Origin of the sequence: Oribacterium sp. NK2B42 (genome assembly GCF_000424445.1) — a bacterium.
Classification (GTDB): Bacteria; Bacillota; Clostridia; order Lachnospirales; family Lachnospiraceae; genus Oribacterium.
In genome coordinates this window covers 1-16255 of record NZ_AUJX01000037.1, presented here as the reverse complement: position 1 = coordinate 16255, position 16255 = coordinate 1, and the positions used below count along the sequence as shown (strand labels likewise).

The 16255-nt window shown below is 44.6% G+C and carries 12 protein-coding genes and 1 tRNA gene; 12 read left to right on the top strand and 1 reads right to left on the bottom strand.

Features of this window, described 5'->3' with window-relative positions:
- Nucleotides 1-356: 356 nt before the first annotated feature.
- The 8 genes from G625_RS0110345 (at nucleotide 357) to G625_RS0110310 (ending at nucleotide 9959) form a co-directional block, all read left to right on the top strand.
- Complete coding sequence (locus tag G625_RS0110345; RefSeq protein WP_029201065.1) at nucleotides 357-974, top strand: AAA family ATPase; 618 nt, start codon at nucleotides 357-359, stop codon at nucleotides 972-974.
- Between the two features lie 294 nt (nucleotides 975-1268).
- Nucleotides 1269-3059, top strand: coding sequence for an ABC transporter ATP-binding protein (locus G625_RS19385; RefSeq protein WP_044932304.1), 1791 nt, complete (start codon nucleotides 1269-1271; stop codon nucleotides 3057-3059).
- Entirely contained in the window at nucleotides 3059-4954 is a 1896-nt protein-coding gene (locus G625_RS0110335; RefSeq protein WP_029201064.1) for an ABC transporter ATP-binding protein, read from the top strand. The genes G625_RS19385 and G625_RS0110335 overlap by 1 nt, the downstream gene beginning before the upstream one ends.
- A 311-nt stretch (nucleotides 4955-5265) precedes the next feature.
- Nucleotides 5266-7161 carry a CapA family protein gene (locus G625_RS21955; RefSeq protein WP_242826627.1) on the top strand — a complete coding sequence of 632 codons (1896 nt, stop codon included), beginning with the start codon at nucleotides 5266-5268 and terminating at the stop codon, nucleotides 7159-7161.
- A 295-nt stretch (nucleotides 7162-7456) separates the two neighbouring features.
- Nucleotides 7457-7529: transfer RNA gene (locus G625_RS0110325), tRNA-Thr, on the top strand.
- Between the two features lie 289 nt (nucleotides 7530-7818).
- On the top strand, nucleotides 7819-8583 hold the full coding sequence (locus tag G625_RS21305; protein ID WP_049895849.1) for a C40 family peptidase: 765 nt from the start codon (nucleotides 7819-7821) through the stop codon (nucleotides 8581-8583).
- Between the two features lie 169 nt (nucleotides 8584-8752).
- Complete coding sequence (locus G625_RS0110315) at nucleotides 8753-9142, top strand: zinc ribbon domain-containing protein (RefSeq protein WP_029201063.1); 390 nt, start codon at nucleotides 8753-8755, stop codon at nucleotides 9140-9142.
- A gap of 16 nt (nucleotides 9143-9158) precedes the next feature.
- Nucleotides 9159-9959: a zinc ribbon domain-containing protein gene (locus G625_RS0110310; RefSeq protein WP_029201062.1), complete on the top strand. Its 801-nt coding sequence runs from the start codon at nucleotides 9159-9161 to the stop codon at nucleotides 9957-9959.
- Between the two features lie 192 nt (nucleotides 9960-10151).
- Here the strand turns inward: G625_RS0110310 and G625_RS0110305 are convergent, their stop codons facing one another.
- On the bottom strand, nucleotides 10152-11243 hold the full coding sequence (locus G625_RS0110305; RefSeq protein ID WP_029201061.1) for a hypothetical protein: 1092 nt from the start codon (nucleotides 11241-11243) through the stop codon (nucleotides 10152-10154).
- A 240-nt stretch (nucleotides 11244-11483) separates the two neighbouring features.
- On the opposite strand from G625_RS0110305, the gene G625_RS0110300 reads away from it, so the two are divergent.
- From G625_RS0110300 to G625_RS19365, 4 genes are all read left to right on the top strand, one after another.
- Entirely contained in the window at nucleotides 11484-12242 is a 759-nt protein-coding gene (locus G625_RS0110300) for an esterase family protein (RefSeq protein ID WP_029201060.1), read from the top strand.
- A gap of 238 nt (nucleotides 12243-12480) precedes the next feature.
- Nucleotides 12481-13302 carry a polyphosphate polymerase domain-containing protein gene (locus tag G625_RS19370; RefSeq protein WP_084152851.1) on the top strand — a complete coding sequence of 274 codons (822 nt, stop codon included), beginning with the start codon at nucleotides 12481-12483 and terminating at the stop codon, nucleotides 13300-13302.
- Between the two features lie 106 nt (nucleotides 13303-13408).
- On the top strand, nucleotides 13409-14077 hold the full coding sequence (locus tag G625_RS0110285; RefSeq protein WP_029201059.1) for a DUF4956 domain-containing protein: 669 nt from the start codon (nucleotides 13409-13411) through the stop codon (nucleotides 14075-14077).
- A gap of 134 nt (nucleotides 14078-14211) precedes the next feature.
- A complete protein-coding gene (locus G625_RS19365) occupies nucleotides 14212-15897 on the top strand; it encodes a carbohydrate-binding domain-containing protein (protein ID WP_198014886.1) in 1686 nt (561 codons plus the stop codon).
- Nucleotides 15898-16255 lie beyond the last annotated feature (358 nt).

Sequence of the window (16255 nt, the reverse complement as noted above, 5' to 3'; positions counted from 1 at the left end):
CATCCTGAATGGCAGGTTACAATGACTCAATTCTAGGTAATCAGGATTTGGGTCATCCTGAATAGCAGGTTACAATGACTCAATTTTAGGTAATCGGGATTTGGGTCATCCTGAATAGCAGGTTACATTGACTTATATTCTGAATTCTGAGTTTTAAGGTCAATCAGTGGTTCCAATAACTTCGGATTGTGGGGAAAAGAGCCGACCACGGTCTTCGCGAACCATTGTCGACTGAACTGTTACGCCTCGGAGCCAAATTTAAAAATAATTTTCAAACTCATTGAATGCGCGGAATAATGATGCTAAAATGAAGATAGGCAAATCGTGAAGACAACATTCCGGAAGAAGGTGACAGTATGAGTATTAAGTATGTGACAATTTCAAGAGAATATGGCTCCGGCGGCAGAGAAGTAGGAAAAAAACTCGCCGACAAGCTGGGAATCCCATTATATGATAAAGAAATCATCGAGCAGACCGCCTTCAAAACAGGCTTTGCGGAAGAATATGTGAAAAAACAGGGCGAGTATGCCAACGCCAAGAACTGGATCGAATATTCCTTTTCAGCCCGCAACAGCTACGGCATGAGTCCCGAGGATTATCTTTGGTCAAAGCAGAGAGAGGTTATCCTTGAACTGGTTTCAAAGGGACCCTGCGTTATTGTCGGACGCTGTGCGGATTATATTCTGAGAGACAGGACAGATGTTCTAAACGTATTCATCCATGCAGACCTTGATAAAAGAAAAGACCGTATAACACGTATCTACAAGGATCCGGAGCATACAGACAAGATGCTGAAGGATATGGATAAGAAACGTAAATTTAATTACCGCTACTATACCGAGCAGGAGTGGGGCAGATGCCAGAATTATGACGTTACCCTTGATTCCGGAAGCCTCGGAATCGACAGCTGTGTTGATATCATTTATGACATCTGCAAAACAAAAGATGTAACCAAGACTCCAAAGGAAGACTGATAAAAATATGTTCAGCCGGGAACAGGCAGGCCAGAGAGCCTGCCCGATCCCGGCTGAACTTTTGATACTGACACGATGCACAATCAAGGGGGGCCGGGGGATCTTCCCTCATTAAGTTTTTATAAATTTCTTGAAATATTTTAAACAATCTATTAGTATAGTACCATTGCGCCGATGATTCATTTATCGGCGCCTTTTAACATATATGGTGTAGGTTTACCTTCACCGGGCGCTTTGCGCTGACTTCACTTATCCCTTATCCGGATATATATCATAGATTGAGAAAGGAGAAAAATGGACGTTGTAAAAACACTTTCAAAGTCCATAAGAGAGTTTAAGAGTGTGGCCTGGAAGTCACCCTTTTTTGTTGTATTAGAGTCTCTTGTGGAAACCATAATCCCGTTTGTTACTGCGGAGCTTATTAACCAGATCAAAGCAGGATGCGGCATGGATGTCATCACAAAATTCGGTATCGTACTGATAATCCTTGCAACCATGTCCCTGACCTTCGGTGTCATCGCCGGTAATGCCAGCGCCACAGCAGCAACAGGCTTTTCAAGAAATCTTCGTAAGGATATCTTCTATAAGATACAGGACTTTTCCTTCGAGAATATCGACAGGTTCCAGACCAGCTCGCTGGTTACCCGTATGACTACCGATATCCAGAACGTGCAGCTTGCATTCATGATGCTGATACGTATCGGTTTCAGAGCCCCCATGATGCTCATCTTTTCCTTTGCGACAGCATTTATCATGGGCGGAAGGATGGCATGGATCTTTGTTGCTGTAATCCCTATTCTCGGAATAGGTCTCGCCACGGTGGTAAGAACAGTTATGCCGCTGTTCCGTGCGGTATTCAAAAAGTACGATGCCTTAAATGACTCTGTCCAGGAAAATGTCACCGGCATGAGAGTTGTGAAGTCATTTGTACGGGAAGAGTACGAAAAGAAGAAATTTGAAGCTGCCGCAGCAGATGTTCAGAGAGACTTCACAAAGGCGGAGAGAATACTTGCCATCAACAATCCTTTGATGCAGTTCTGTCTTTATGTGGTAATGCTTTTTGTTCTGAGCTTCGGTTCATACCTTATCATCACAACTAAAGGCTCAGCCCTTGATGTAGGACAGTTCTCGGCTCTTCTTACCTACAGCTTCCAGATACTTATTTCACTCATGATGCTCAGCATGATCTTTGTTATGGTGACCATCTCTGCGGAATCGGCAGAGCGTATAGCAGAGGTTCTGAGAGAAGAGAGTACACTTACAAATCCCGAGAATCCTGTTATGGAGGTTCCGAACGGTTCCATAGATTTTGATAATGTAAGCTTTAAGTATTCTAAGAGCGCGGAAAGATTTGTTCTTTCAGACATTGATTTCCATATTAAGTCAGGTGAGACCATCGGAATCATCGGCGGCACAGGTTCTTCAAAGTCCTCACTCATACAGCTCATTCCGAGATTATATGATGTGACTGAGGGTGCCGTCAGGGTAGGAGGTCTGGATGTAAAGCAGTATGATCTCAAGACTCTTCGTGACCAGGTAGCAGTGGTGCTTCAGAAGAATGTCCTCTTCTCCGGCACCATCAAGGAAAACCTCCGCTGGGGAAATCCGAAGGCTACGGATGAGGAGATCATTGAAGCATGCAGGCTTGCCCAGGCGGATGAATTTGTTCAGAGATTTCCTGATAAATACGATACCTTCATTACTCAGGGCGGTACCAATGTCTCCGGCGGACAGAAGCAGCGTCTCTGTATAGCAAGAGCCCTCCTCAAGAAGCCAAAGGTTCTTATACTTGACGACTCCACCTCTGCGGTAGACACAAAGACAGATGCCCTTATCAGAAAGGGCTTTAAGGAATTTATCCCTGAAACCACAAAGATAATCATCGCACAGCGTGTATCATCCGTACAGGAGGCAGACCGCATCCTCATCCTTAAGGGCGGTAAGATACAGGATATCGGAAATCATGAGGAGCTTCTTTCGAGAAATACAACTTATCAGGAGCTTTACAAGGCACAGAACAAGGTGACTGAGGAGGCGGCTTCCGTTTCGGCTGCCGCAGAAAAAAGCGAAGGAGGTGTCAGATAATGGAAAAGAAAAAAACACTTCCAAGTAGTAAAGTTATGATCAGACTGATAAAGCTGTTGTATTCCTTTTATCCAAAGCTGATCCCCTTTACTCTTATATGTATCTTCATCAATGCCGTCGTAAGTGCCATACCGTCAATGTTTCAGCAGAGGGTTATCGCTGTCATTGAAAAGAACTGGCAAACCGGAGACTGGAATGCAGTTTCTTCGGATATTCTTGGAACGGTATCCATACTGGCGGTGCTTTACGGAATATCACTTACCGCAGGTGTGGTTTACAACCAGTGCATGGCTGTCATTACACAGGGTTCTCTTAAGAAGCTCCGTGTCAAGCTTTTCAACGGAATGCAGGATCTTCCCATAAGATACTTTGACCAGCATGAGCACGGAGACATCATGTCTTACTACACAAATGACGTTGATACTCTGAGACAGCTCATATCCCAGTCAATTCCGCAGCTTATGGTTTCTGCGATCTCTGTTATCACTATTTTCTGCCTTATGATGTACTACAGCATCTGGCTCACCATCATCGTTGTGGGCGGAGTATTTGTCATGACAAAGGTGGTAAGGAAGGTAGGCGGCGGCTCAGGAAAGTATTTCATGAAGCAGCAGGCAGAGCTTGGTAAAACCGAGGGATTCATCCAGGAGATGATGAACGGACAGAAGGTCATCAAGGTATTTAACCATGAAGATAGTGCAAAGGCGGATTTCGATAAGGTTAATGATGAACTCTTCAGAGTTGCTGAGCAGGCCAATAAATATGCCAATACACTGATGCCGATACTTGGAAATATCGGTAATATCATGTATGTGATACTGGCCTTTGCCGGTGGTCTTTTGCTGTTCCTCAAGGTGCCGAATATAAGCTTCAGCGGACTTGCCTTAGGCATAAGCATTACAGTTCCTTTCCTTGGAATGGAAAAGCAGTTTGCAGGTCAGATAGGCGGTATTTCACAGCAGATCAATGCTATCGTCATGGGACTTGCGGGAGCGGGACGTATATTTTCCCTGATGGATGAAATGCCGGAGGAGGACGAGGGTTACGTAACTCTGGTAAGCTGCAAGGATGAAAACGGACAGATAACGGAAACCCCGGAAGCTACAGGAATGTGGGCGTGGAAGCGGACCAAGGACGACGGCAGTTATGAATACAGAAAGTTAGCCGGAGACGTGGTTCTCAAGGACGTGGATTTCTCCTATGACGGAAAGCACACAGTTCTTCATAAGGTTAATGTTTTCGCCCGTCCCGGACAGAAGGTTGCCTTCGTTGGTGCCACCGGTGCAGGAAAAACCACCATTACAAACCTTATCAACCGTTTCTATGAGATACAGGAAGGTACCATCACCTATGACGGTATCGACATTAAAAAGATAAAGAAGGCGGATCTCAGACATTCCCTTGGTATCATCCTTCAGGATACAGTGCTTTTCACCGGAACTGTTATGGAGAATATCCGTTACGGAAAGCTGGATGCCACAGACGAGGAGTGTATGGCAGCGGCAAGACTTGCGGGAGCCGATGATTTTATCCAGAGACTTCCGGAGGGCTATAACACAAAGCTTCTGTCTAACGGTTCCAACCTGTCACAGGGACAGAGACAGCTCATTTCCATCGCAAGAGCAGCGGTTGCGGATCCTCCGGTCATGATCATGGACGAGGCTACCTCCTCCATCGATACACATACTGAGGCGATAGTTCAGAGAGGTATGGATGCCCTTATGGCAGGACGTACGGTATTTGTTATTGCCCACAGACTCAGTACAGTGCAGAATTCAGATGTAATCATGGTTCTCGATCACGGTAATATCATCGAAAGAGGCTCTCATGAAGAGCTGATAGCAGCAAAGGGAAATTACTATCAGTTGTATACAGGTGCATTTGAACTTGAATAATTGAAGATATGATGGTATAAGTTTAAAGTCCATCTTCCATCCTGACAGGAACAAGTGGAAGATGGACTTTAACTGCGCTTATGGGGAGAATATGGAGCGCAGGGAAATGGATTTGACCATTGAAAACTAATTATCTGAAGAGGTAAGGATTGAGAGAGCAAACGGGGAATGATCACCTCAGGTCACATTATAAAGGGCCAAGGGCTGAGAGAAATATTAGGGAAAAAGATAATGATGCGGTTCACGTAAAAAAGACGGAGCGCGTAAAAAATACGGGTCATATAAAAAGGACCGGAAACGTTAAAAGGAGAGTGACTTATCCTAAAAGAGTATTGCTGTCTGAAGGGGAAGTTGAAAGGTTTCTGGAATCGGACCATCACGGAGATAATTCTGAGTATACAGGACCCGGAAGACAGATTAAAGTTGAGAGTATCGGAAAAACCCTGGGAATCGATAAAAGCGAAGATCATAATTCCGAGAAGGTTGACCGGTCGGATTTTGGCAGAAGCCGTAGAAAAACCGGAGGAAAAAGGGGAAATAAGAAGAAAAACCCGGCCATAAAAGACTCTTATAAGAGGGAAAAGTCTGATAAGAGAAATATTTATGACAAGGAAGTTGATCTGATTTTCGGAGAAGATCTTACAAAGGGTACGACCGGAAGAAATTCATATGAGAGCACAGGTTTTCGTTCGATTGATTCAAAAAGTAATTTAAATCATGGCTCCGGCAGTGATTCAACTGTTGATCAGGACAGAACCAGAGTATTTATTAATACCAGACAGAGCAACTATTCAGGTGCACGTTCCGAAAGAATGCAGCAAAGTCAGGAGCGAAGGGAAACAGAAGAAAGATTCAGTGATGTAAGATCTTATCTGGAAGAGGATGAAGAGGAAGAAAGACTGCAGAGGAGAAGCCGATGGAAACTGCTTCTCATGGCGATAGGTTTGTTCTTTGTAATATATGAGATCATTATGATCACACTGGTTACGCTGAAGCCTCAGTCAGGGGACAAGGCAAGATCGGTTATGCTTCAGCTTCAAGGTGCTGTTACGGATAAAACTGAAAGTAAAGATGATGAAACATCCGATACTGAAGGAGAAACGTCTGAAGCTGCTACAGAGGCTGCGGCAGAGGAATCATCTGAGCCGGAGACATTAACAGAAGAAACCACAACTCATGTTAATGAAAGCGGCGCTGTTTTTGTGGAAAATCCTGTTATGACTGTGGAGGCCGGAGCCATAGGCGTGTCAGAGTTTGAACCTGTAGAGCTTATGTTTTCGGGAGATGTGTATCTCAGTGACCACGTTATGGAAGCATATCAGGCATCCGGGGACATTACGGGAGTGGTTTCCCAGGCATATCTTGACGAAATGAAATCGGCAGATTACTTCGTTGCCAATGAAGAGTTTCCATTCAGCAACAGAGGAACGCCGGAAAAGGATAAGCAGTATACCTTTGAGGTTGATCCTTCAAAGGTTGACATGATTAAGGAAATGGGTATCGATCTGGTTACTCTGGCCAATAATCATACTCTGGATTTTGGACCGGATGCTCTTTTGGATACGCTGGATACTCTGGATAAAGCCGGTATCAGTCATGTGGGAGCCGGGAAGAATATAGAAGAGGCGGCAGAGCCTGTCATGGTAAGCATTAAAGGCAGGAAGATCGCGTTTATCGGAGCGACCAGAGTTATGCCTGAAGCATATTGGGCAGCAGGAGAGAGTTCACCGGGACTGCTGGCAGCCTACGATCCGTCAAACCTGATCGAGGAGATCAAACAGGCTAAAGAACAGGCTGATCTTGTAGTGGTTTATGTACACTGGGGTGAGGAGCGTAAGGAAATGCCTAATGAGATCCAGACGACATTGGCCCATGATATAGTGGATGCCGGTGCGGATCTTGTTGTGGGAGCTCATCCTCATGTACTTCAGGGAATTGAGTATTATAAGGATGTTCCTATCGTGTACAGCCTCGGAAACTTTGTATTCGGAAGCTCCATACCGAGGACGGCACTTCTCAGGGTGACCATCGATAATACCGAGGATGGTTCTGAGAATCTGAAGCTCCGGCTGATACCCGGAAAATCATCGGCAGGATATACAAGAACCCTGTCGGAGGCAGCAGACAAGGCGGAGTTTTATTCATATATGGAGAGTATCAGTAAAGGAATCTCCATTGGAGAAGACGGTACGGTGTCGAAATCCTGATGATTCAGCCGGTGGACCCGGGGGATGGGTTAGTGGTCCATTTTCTTTGGAAAATGGACCACTAACCCCGTCCTCCGAGTTCACCGGCTGCCGCTGTCTATACTATACCCATAAGCCTGACACTCCACAAAATGGGGAGCCGCGGTATTGGACACTATAAAGTCACAGACATATAAATTCAGGGCTTGTATTTTTTCTCAGGGAGGGGCCATCCGCGGTTGACAAGCTCTTTTAAAATCGGTAAACTTATGTGGCATGAAAAACGAAGGGCAGGAGCAGCTTTCTGCCCTGGTTAGCTACTGTAGCACAGTCGGTAGTGCATCTGATTCGTAATCAGAAGGTCACCGGTTCAAGTCCGGTCAGTAGCTCGATATTCTCTTGTGACAGCAGTATTGCCAACCAAACCGTATTGGCTGCCGTTAAATCGTAAAGTGAATATTACCGAAGACAGGTCCTGGTTCCGGATGCGAGGAATCAGGACATTTTTTGTGTATAAGTCAGGTATCAGGCACCGGTTTATTTTACAAGCTTGCTTGTAAGGATGAACTGATGTCTTCTTTTGTTATAAATAAAATGTATATCCCGCCTACTTGCATAGATAAAGTAATTGAGGTTAAACTAGGAAAGTCGTTGTTAAAAAATATTTTTAGGAGACGTATGAAAAATATTAAAGGAATTATAGCCGGTATGCTTACAGTGATGATGATCACAGCAGCATCGGGACTTGCATTTGCTGATAATTTTAATATAACATGGATGGACGCCGACAATGACGGCGTTTCAGAGCCCTATTATTTCAATGTTGACGGAACATTGGCACTGGCCTCCGATTGGGTTGATGCAAACGGATCCTTTTCTTTTTCTTTAGGCGATACAGCACAGAACGGAGCTGATGCTGAAAGTGCCGATGCAGGACAGAGTGTCGGTGAACTCACAGGTTCTGCAGAGGCAAGCATTTCCACACCGATTGTGGATGTGACCATGGGTGCAGCTGTTTCTGCAGGTCAGTCTGAGGCTTCGGTTACTTCAGCAAGTACAGCCGGTCGTAAGGATATAGTTGATTTTGCAAGACAGTACGTAGGTGTCGGTGTTTTAAGATATGGAACCGGCAACAGTCTCAGCGGACCTGCGGATTGCTCAGGATTCACACAGGCTGTATACAGAACCTTCGGCATCTCACTTCCGAGAAGCTCCAGAGAGCAGGCTGCAAGTGCCCCGAGATATGTATCAGAGGCAGAGATGCTTCCGGGGGATTTGATTTTTTACGGCAGCAGCATTGGCAGTGTAAGACATGTGGCCATCTACACCGGAGATAATTCCATTGTTCATGCCACAAACAGCAGCCGCGGATGGGTATTTGAGGATTCCGGCAGCAGTGCCATACACTATGAAAATATAGCTGCCATCGGAAGATACTGGTAAATTGTGTATGGCCGGTCAGATTTATATCTGAATATCAGATAATAAGTTAAAATCAGTGTTAACAGATGAATTGATATTAGGATGCAGTTTCCTTCGGGAGACTGCATTTTTTGTGTCTTTATATGCTATAATTTTAAGCGTGAATTTTCTTAAAGAAGGACAGAGAATAATGTTTTTTATCTTTGGAATCAATAACGGCCGTAAGGATCTTGAATATAATCAGCAGATGACCTGCGATGTTTGCGGGAGGATGGGAAGATACAAGGTTTTTATGACCTATATGACTTTGACATTGTTTTTTATTCCTGTTTTCAAATGGGGAAAAACTTACTATGTGGAAACCTCCTGCTGCGGATCCCTGTATGAGCTCAGGCCCGAGACCGGAAGAGCCATCGAGTGGGGAGATAATGTCTCCATCAGTGCAAACGATCTGTATCTCCGGCAGCGCGGAGCAGGAGCAGGGAGCGGGAAGACTGCGACTAAAATCTGTTACGGATGTGCTTATGAGACATCTGAGGATTTTGAATACTGCCCGAAGTGCGGGAAGAAGTTTTTATAGTAGGGGATGATGAGATATGGAGTTAAGTTCAGCAGCTTTGGGACCGCTTTTGAACCTGGCGGTTTTTGTAATAGTAGTAGGTTTTATATCTTATAAAATATGGAGATTTAGAAGATCCATCATGGGACAGGCTTTGCAAATTCTGGCGAAGTCCATTGTGACAGGTGAAGGAGTTACTGACGAAGAGGAAATATCTGCAACACCGAAATCCCTGTCTTCTATGGATTCACTATATATTCCGAGGATAGAAAAAGATTTTCCGGAATTCAGCTGGAATGAGTGGAGGACACGAATCCAGAATGCAGTGGTTCTCAGAATGGAGGCAATTGACGAAAGAGCCCCCGAGCTTCTGATTGAGTATCCGGAAATAATGAAGGAAGTTGAAACGCTCATCACAAATGACAGTAAAGTTTCCTCGGGAATGGCATATTCTGAAGATAAGCTTGAATATAAAAACAGATATGCTTATAAGACCGTAATTTCCGGATATGTCAGGGGAGAGGCCGCCTGCACCATACATGCCCAGACTTCCGCAAGCTATGAAAGAAAAGTTAAGGTGGGCACCAAGGCCAATGCTTCCAATGCATCAGATTCAGGCTGGAAGATGAGAAAGTTCCAAACGGTTTTTGATACAGAGCTTGTGTATGTTCAGGATGCTGAGAAGACCAAAGGGAAGATGCTGGGGTACAATTGTCCTAACTGCGGAGCGCCGGTTAAGAGCCTCGGTTCAAAGGTATGTCCCTATTGCGGTACCGGACTCGAATCAATAAGCCTGAGGGTCTGGACAATTAACAAGATATATGAAAACAGGAAATGAGAAAAGAAACAACAGCTTTTAGTAGGCATTTTCCATCAGTGAAATGAATTTTTGGTAGAATGATAAAAAATCACCGACAGATGCAAGACACATCTGTCGGTGATTTTTAGTTGATACACGATTTTCTAATTGTGGTAACTTCGCAGCTTTGAGAAAGCGGGGCAAATGAATCCGCCGGTAGTTTTCCTTATTTTAAAGCTGGGGTGTTGTTTCATGCAGGTAACGGATAAAGGTGTTTACCTCATGCTGGCTGCGGAGTCTTGCCACATATCTGGTGACTGCAGTGCCGTATTCGTCGGTTTCTTTCCGGCGCACCATAAGAACGTCATGGAATTTGTCGGCAATGCGGCTTTCAGGATGAACATAAGAAGGACCTTCCTTGCGGCTTGCATATACACAGAAGCAATCGTCACCATTTTCGGAAGTGTGATGTCCAAGCTCCGCTGAAGTCTGAAGACGGCCGTCAAGGTATCGCTTATCTGTGGTAATCATATCTGCCCAGATTTTGTAAACATCCACAGAATGAGCGTAATTCATCATGTCGGGAGCATCACCACCGGCAGGACAGATGGAAGCATTAACAGCAACATAATCGCCGGCCTTGCCAAGCTGACCATGATCTTTTGTAAGATGCAGGAACTCGATATGCATAAAGCGGGAACCGGTTCCAATTGCCTTCAAAGCCCTACGGCCAAGTAGACGGAGTTTTGCGGGCATATTAGGGCAAGTGTAATAGATTTCTCCGGTATCGATCAATACATCCGGATCCGTAGCGGGAGCCCATACGGTCATGGATTCGAACAGAGGATTACAATGACTGTCGGCAATGGCATCATATGAACAGAGCTCAGCTTCAACAGGGGCTGCTGTGGCACCAAAAGCATCAAGGTCTCTTGTGAAAACCGGGATGTCGGTTCTTGAAAAACGATCCATCAGCTGTATGGAATCCTTCACCCCTTCCAGTTCTTCAGTTTTCAGACCGGTTTTAATATTGAAATCGTTACGAAGAGAGGCATCCTGGCTGAGCCAGTATTCATTCATGGACTCAAGGTAGTCGATTCTTCCGTATTTGTAAGTGAAGAATGCAACTGCCCTGTAAACCTGGTCGTAGTCGGACAGATCCGAAACCTTGTAGTATTCTGTCAGACAGTCCTGAAGGTCCTGATCCAGCTCAACGAAAGAAGCATCGCCGATTCCTAAAACATTAACACCATTTTCTCTGAGTCTTTTACAAAAATGCCGGTAGTTATGAGGATAGTTTGGAGATATAAAAACGAAATTCATAAAGAAGCCTCCTGGATTGTATTTTTGAGGTGGGTTACATCATAGAAATGTTTCGTACGAGATGCGCAATTTGATTATATTATAACCATTTCTGGTCAAAATTAATATGGTGGGGAAGCAAAGAAAGAAAAAATATTAAAAATTATGTAATGAAATTGCATCAGATTGTCATATCATGGTATAATTCTGATATCTATTTGACAATGTTCGTGAATTTAAAAATATAGGGAGAGACTGATTATGAAACAGGAGTTTTATACATGGCACAGTAAGCAGTTGGATAAAGATATGTCGCTCTTCGTGTATGGTCAGAAGGGCATTCCTCTTTTGGCTTTTCCGAGTGAGAATGGTTCAGCCAATGATTGGGAAGAACACGGAATGGTTGAAGCGATTCAAGAATATATTGAGAAAGGACGTGTCCAGCTATTTACGGTTAATACTGTGGATTCCGAAAGCTGGTTGTGTGAGAACGGAAATAATCCATGGAGAACGGCAAGACAGGAAGCCTATTATAATTGCATAATAGAGGAAGTGCTGCCTTATATTCATAAGAAGAACAAGTCAGAGATCATGCCTATAGTGGCCGGAGTTGGTATGGGAGCAAATCATGCTGCCATCATTTTCCTTAGGAGACCGGATCTTTTTCAGTCTCTCATGGCGCTTTCAGGAATTTATGATGTAAGGTATTTCTTTGATGATTATATGGACAGCAATCTTTATGATAATGCACCTGAACGTTTCCTCGAGAATATGCCACATGATCACGCATACATAGAGCTTTATAATAAGAGAAAAATGATTTTCTGTGTAGGGCAGGGATATCAGGAGTTTGACGGTGTTAAGACACTGAAAAGTCTTGAAAGGATTTTTATTACCAAGAGTATCGATGCCTGGTGTGATTATTGGGGATATGATGTAAGCCATGACTGGTACTGGTGGAAGGAGCAGATTCAGTACTTCCTCCCGGAACTCCTGGGTGATAATGACAATTTAGACTGACGATAAACGGAGGTTATCTGAAAGGATATCCTCCGTTTTTTTGATTGTAAAGGTGGACCTTGGGGACGGGGTTCGTGGTTCTTTTTCCGAAAAATGGGCCACGAACCCCGTCCCCAAGATCCACATGCTGAAAACGTTTATGCTGTTTCACAGTTTCTTCACATTTTCTCGAAAATCTTTCAGCTTTCTTTCAGTTTCGTCCTGTATGATACAGCCATCCTGAGAGGAGGATATGAACATGGCAGGACAGATTTTTGAAAGAATTGAAAAGAAGTTTATGCTTACAAGGGAACAGCTTGAGAGCTTAAAACCGATACTCGATAAGTATATGTCTCCCGACAAATTCACAGATTATACCATCTGCAACATATATTTTGATACAGATAATTTTCAGCTTGTAAGGACATCTCTGGAGAAACCTAAGTATAAGGAAAAGCTGAGACTAAGATCTTACGGCGTACCAACCGAGGATCAGGAGGTTTTCCTTGAACTTAAAAAGAAGTACAGAGGTATAGTTTATAAGCGTCGGGTGGCAATGAAGATGAGGGAAGCAAGAAAATATCTTTATGAAGATAAAACACCTGAAATCGAAATGAATTTTGCAAATAAACAGATTTTAAAAGAAATAGACTATGCGAAAAAGCTTTATGGATTAAAACCCAAGGCATTTATAGGTTATGACAGAGTGGCACTTCACGGAAATGAGAACAGCGACCTGAGAGTTACCTTCGATAATGCCATAAGGGCGAGAGAAAATGACCTGGAGCTGACACATGGGGACATGGGAGAGCACCTGCTTCCTGAAGGAAAGACACTTATGGAAGTAAAGATTCCCGGAGCCATGCCTATGTGGATGGCAAATGCATTTGCAGAGCTTGATATAAACATGATATCTTTCTCAAAGTATGGAACCTACTATCAGCAGCATCTTGCCGAACGGACGGGTCGTGAGGCAAAGATCATAGCACTTAAGCAGTTTAATGCAATCGAACTCAGAAAGAATGGCGAGGCAGAGGCATTGATTCACGTCGGAACAGCAGGCCGCAGAGCCATGGCGTGAATGTGATTTAAACATATAGAAAATCCTTTTTGCAGGTTTATTACGAATAGGATTTTGTAAACAAAAGATTGGAAAATCCGTTCAGTATAGATTTTGGAGGTTAAAAATGTTAGATACAATAATAAACGGAAGCAATATCACATCAGAAGGCTTTATTGTATGCCTTATTACATCGCTGGCTTTGGGAGCGGTCATCGCGGCCTTCCACAGCTTTAGAAATAGATACAGCAAGAATTTCCTTATCACACTGGTGCTGCTTCCGGCCATCATTCAATCAGTTATCATGCTGGTGAATGGTAATGTTGGTACCGGAGTAGCTGTAATGGGAGCCTTTTCTCTTGTGAGATTCAGGTCCCTTCCGGGAAACAGCCGTGAGATAGCGTCAATCTTTCTTGCCATGGCAGTCGGGCTTGCCACAGGAATGGGATATGTTATGCTTGCTGTGGTGTTCACTGCAGTCATCGGCGCAGTTACCATGGCCCTTGTGGCAGCACCTATAGGTGAGGCCAGAGAGCTTGAGAGGGAGCTTAAGGTCGTTATCCCTGAAAACCTTGATTATGCAGGTATTTTTGATGATGTTTTTGCATCCTACGCAGAGGGAGCTCAGCTTATCAAGGTGAAGACCGTTAATATGGGTTCGCTTTACGAGTTGATATATCACCTCACACTTAAGAGCGGAAAGGTGGAAAAGCAAATGATAGATGACATCAGGGCAAGAAACGGGAACCTTGAGATAGTTTGCGGCAGAATCGCGGAAAAGGTTGAGTCCCTTTGATCGGCATTAACCTTGGCTTATAGAATTTTTGATTAAAATATGGTGGAAAGGATATCCGGTCTCGGCATAGTCAATGATATTTTTCAGGGAATGAAAATGAAGTGAGTATGAGAAGAACGGATAGAATGATTAAAATGAAGAAACAGGATAGTACAACAAATATGTATAGAAGAACCTTTAAGGGGGCTGCATCAGTTCTGACTCTGGCATGTGCGGCGGCAATGTTGAGCACCGGCTGCGGAAAGAATCAGACGGAGACTGCAGCAGCTGTTGAAACAGAGGCGGCAAAGGCTGAAGACAGTAAGGCCGGGGATTCCAAAGAAGAGGAAACCGGAGATGAGAATGCCAATGTATCAAAGGATGAGACTCTCATTACAGTGGAGTCAGGCGAGATCAAGGTTTCGGGTGCCAATTCAAAGGCAGTAAGCATTAGCGGCAGCACAGTGACCATAACCGATGCCGGAACCTACAGGTTAAGCGGTGAGCTTGAGGAAGGTCAGATTTCCGTTGAGGCCGGAGACAAGGACGATGTAAGGCTTGTATTTGATAACTTCAGCATTACAAACAGTGAGACAGCACCTGTCAGTGTTGTGACCTCCGGAAATTTCTTTATCGAACTTTCTGAGGGCAGTGAAAACCTGGTGGAGGATAAGCGGGAGGCTGTGGCTCAGAACGACAGCGACACTTCATCGGATGTGCCTGATGCTGCAATTTACAGTAAATCGGATCTTTATATCACAGGCAGCGGTTCAATTACAGTGAAGGGTGGCTACTGTGACGGTATACATGGTAAGGATGCACTGGTGATCTCTGAGGATGTGAAGCTTGACATCACTGCGTCAGAGCATGGAATCAACGGTAAGGACAGCCTGGAAATACAGGACGGAAGCATCACCATCACATCAGGTGAGGACGGACTTCATTCCAAGGGAGATGTTATTATAAGTGATGGAACTATGGAAATCCACGCAGAGGATGATGGTATCCATGCGGAAACTGCCCTGATAATAGATGGCGGAACAGTGGACGTTGCTGAGTCTTATGAAGGTCTTGAGGGACTTTCCGTAACCATTAACGGCGGTACAGTCAGTGTCAGGGCTTCAGATGACGGTGTCAATTCCGCCGGCGGATCTGATGAAACCGATGACATTTTTGCTGTTACCGAAGGCGCTGCTATCACCATCAATGGCGGTAATGTCTATGTTGCGGCAGCAGGTGATGGCCTTGATTCGAACGGAAATGTGGTTGTTAACGGCGGTGAGATCTACATAGATGGTCCGGAAATCGGTGCAAACGCTTCCCTTGATTATAACGGAACAGGAACCATCACCGGTGGTACCTTTGCTCTGACGGGAGCCTCAGGCATGTTACAGAGCTTCAGTGAGGATTCAACACAGATTCAGCTTGTTGTTTATTATACTGAGCAGCAGGCAGCAGGAACCAGGATTACCGTGACCGACTCTGAAGGTAATGTAATCTACGAAAATGCCGAGTCTACCCAGGCATTTGAGGCATTCCTTCTTTCAAGTCCTGAGCTTAAACAGGGTGAGACTTATACTGTTAAGACAGGCGATCAGGAGGAGACCGTGACTGTAGACGGAAACATCGCCACTATCGGTGAAAGAGCCGGAGGTATGATGGGTGGATTCCGGGGACGCGGTATGCGCGGACAGCAGGAAAATGGAGAACAGGGCGAGATGGGCACACCTCCTGAAGGCATGCCGGAGATGAATGGCACTGACGGTCAGAACGGGGCTCCTGAGGGAATGCAGGGAAGACGCGGTCCGGGCGGTCCCGGAGGAAAGGGTGGCCCGAGATAGCCTTTCGGAATCCAACCGGATTTTGACCATATAACAAGGGGATTAGCCCCGAATGAACATTGAAAAGAGAATACTATCCTAAAAACAGAAGAAGATGAGTGTATTTCTGGGATATATTCTAAAAAAGGCGTACTTTAACAAAGCACCTGATTTGAGTGACTTTTGGGATCAATGTGGTAGAATGATATCAGTTGATCAACTAAAAATCAGGCAGCTTGTGCGAATATATCTCTGACAGGATTATCGGATTGAGCTTTGCCCCATGCGTCAAGATGTTGACACATCATGATGCAGTAGAGGCGGCAGTACCACATTTTTGTAGAGTGGTGTCTGCCGTTTTCTAATAGGTAATCTACCT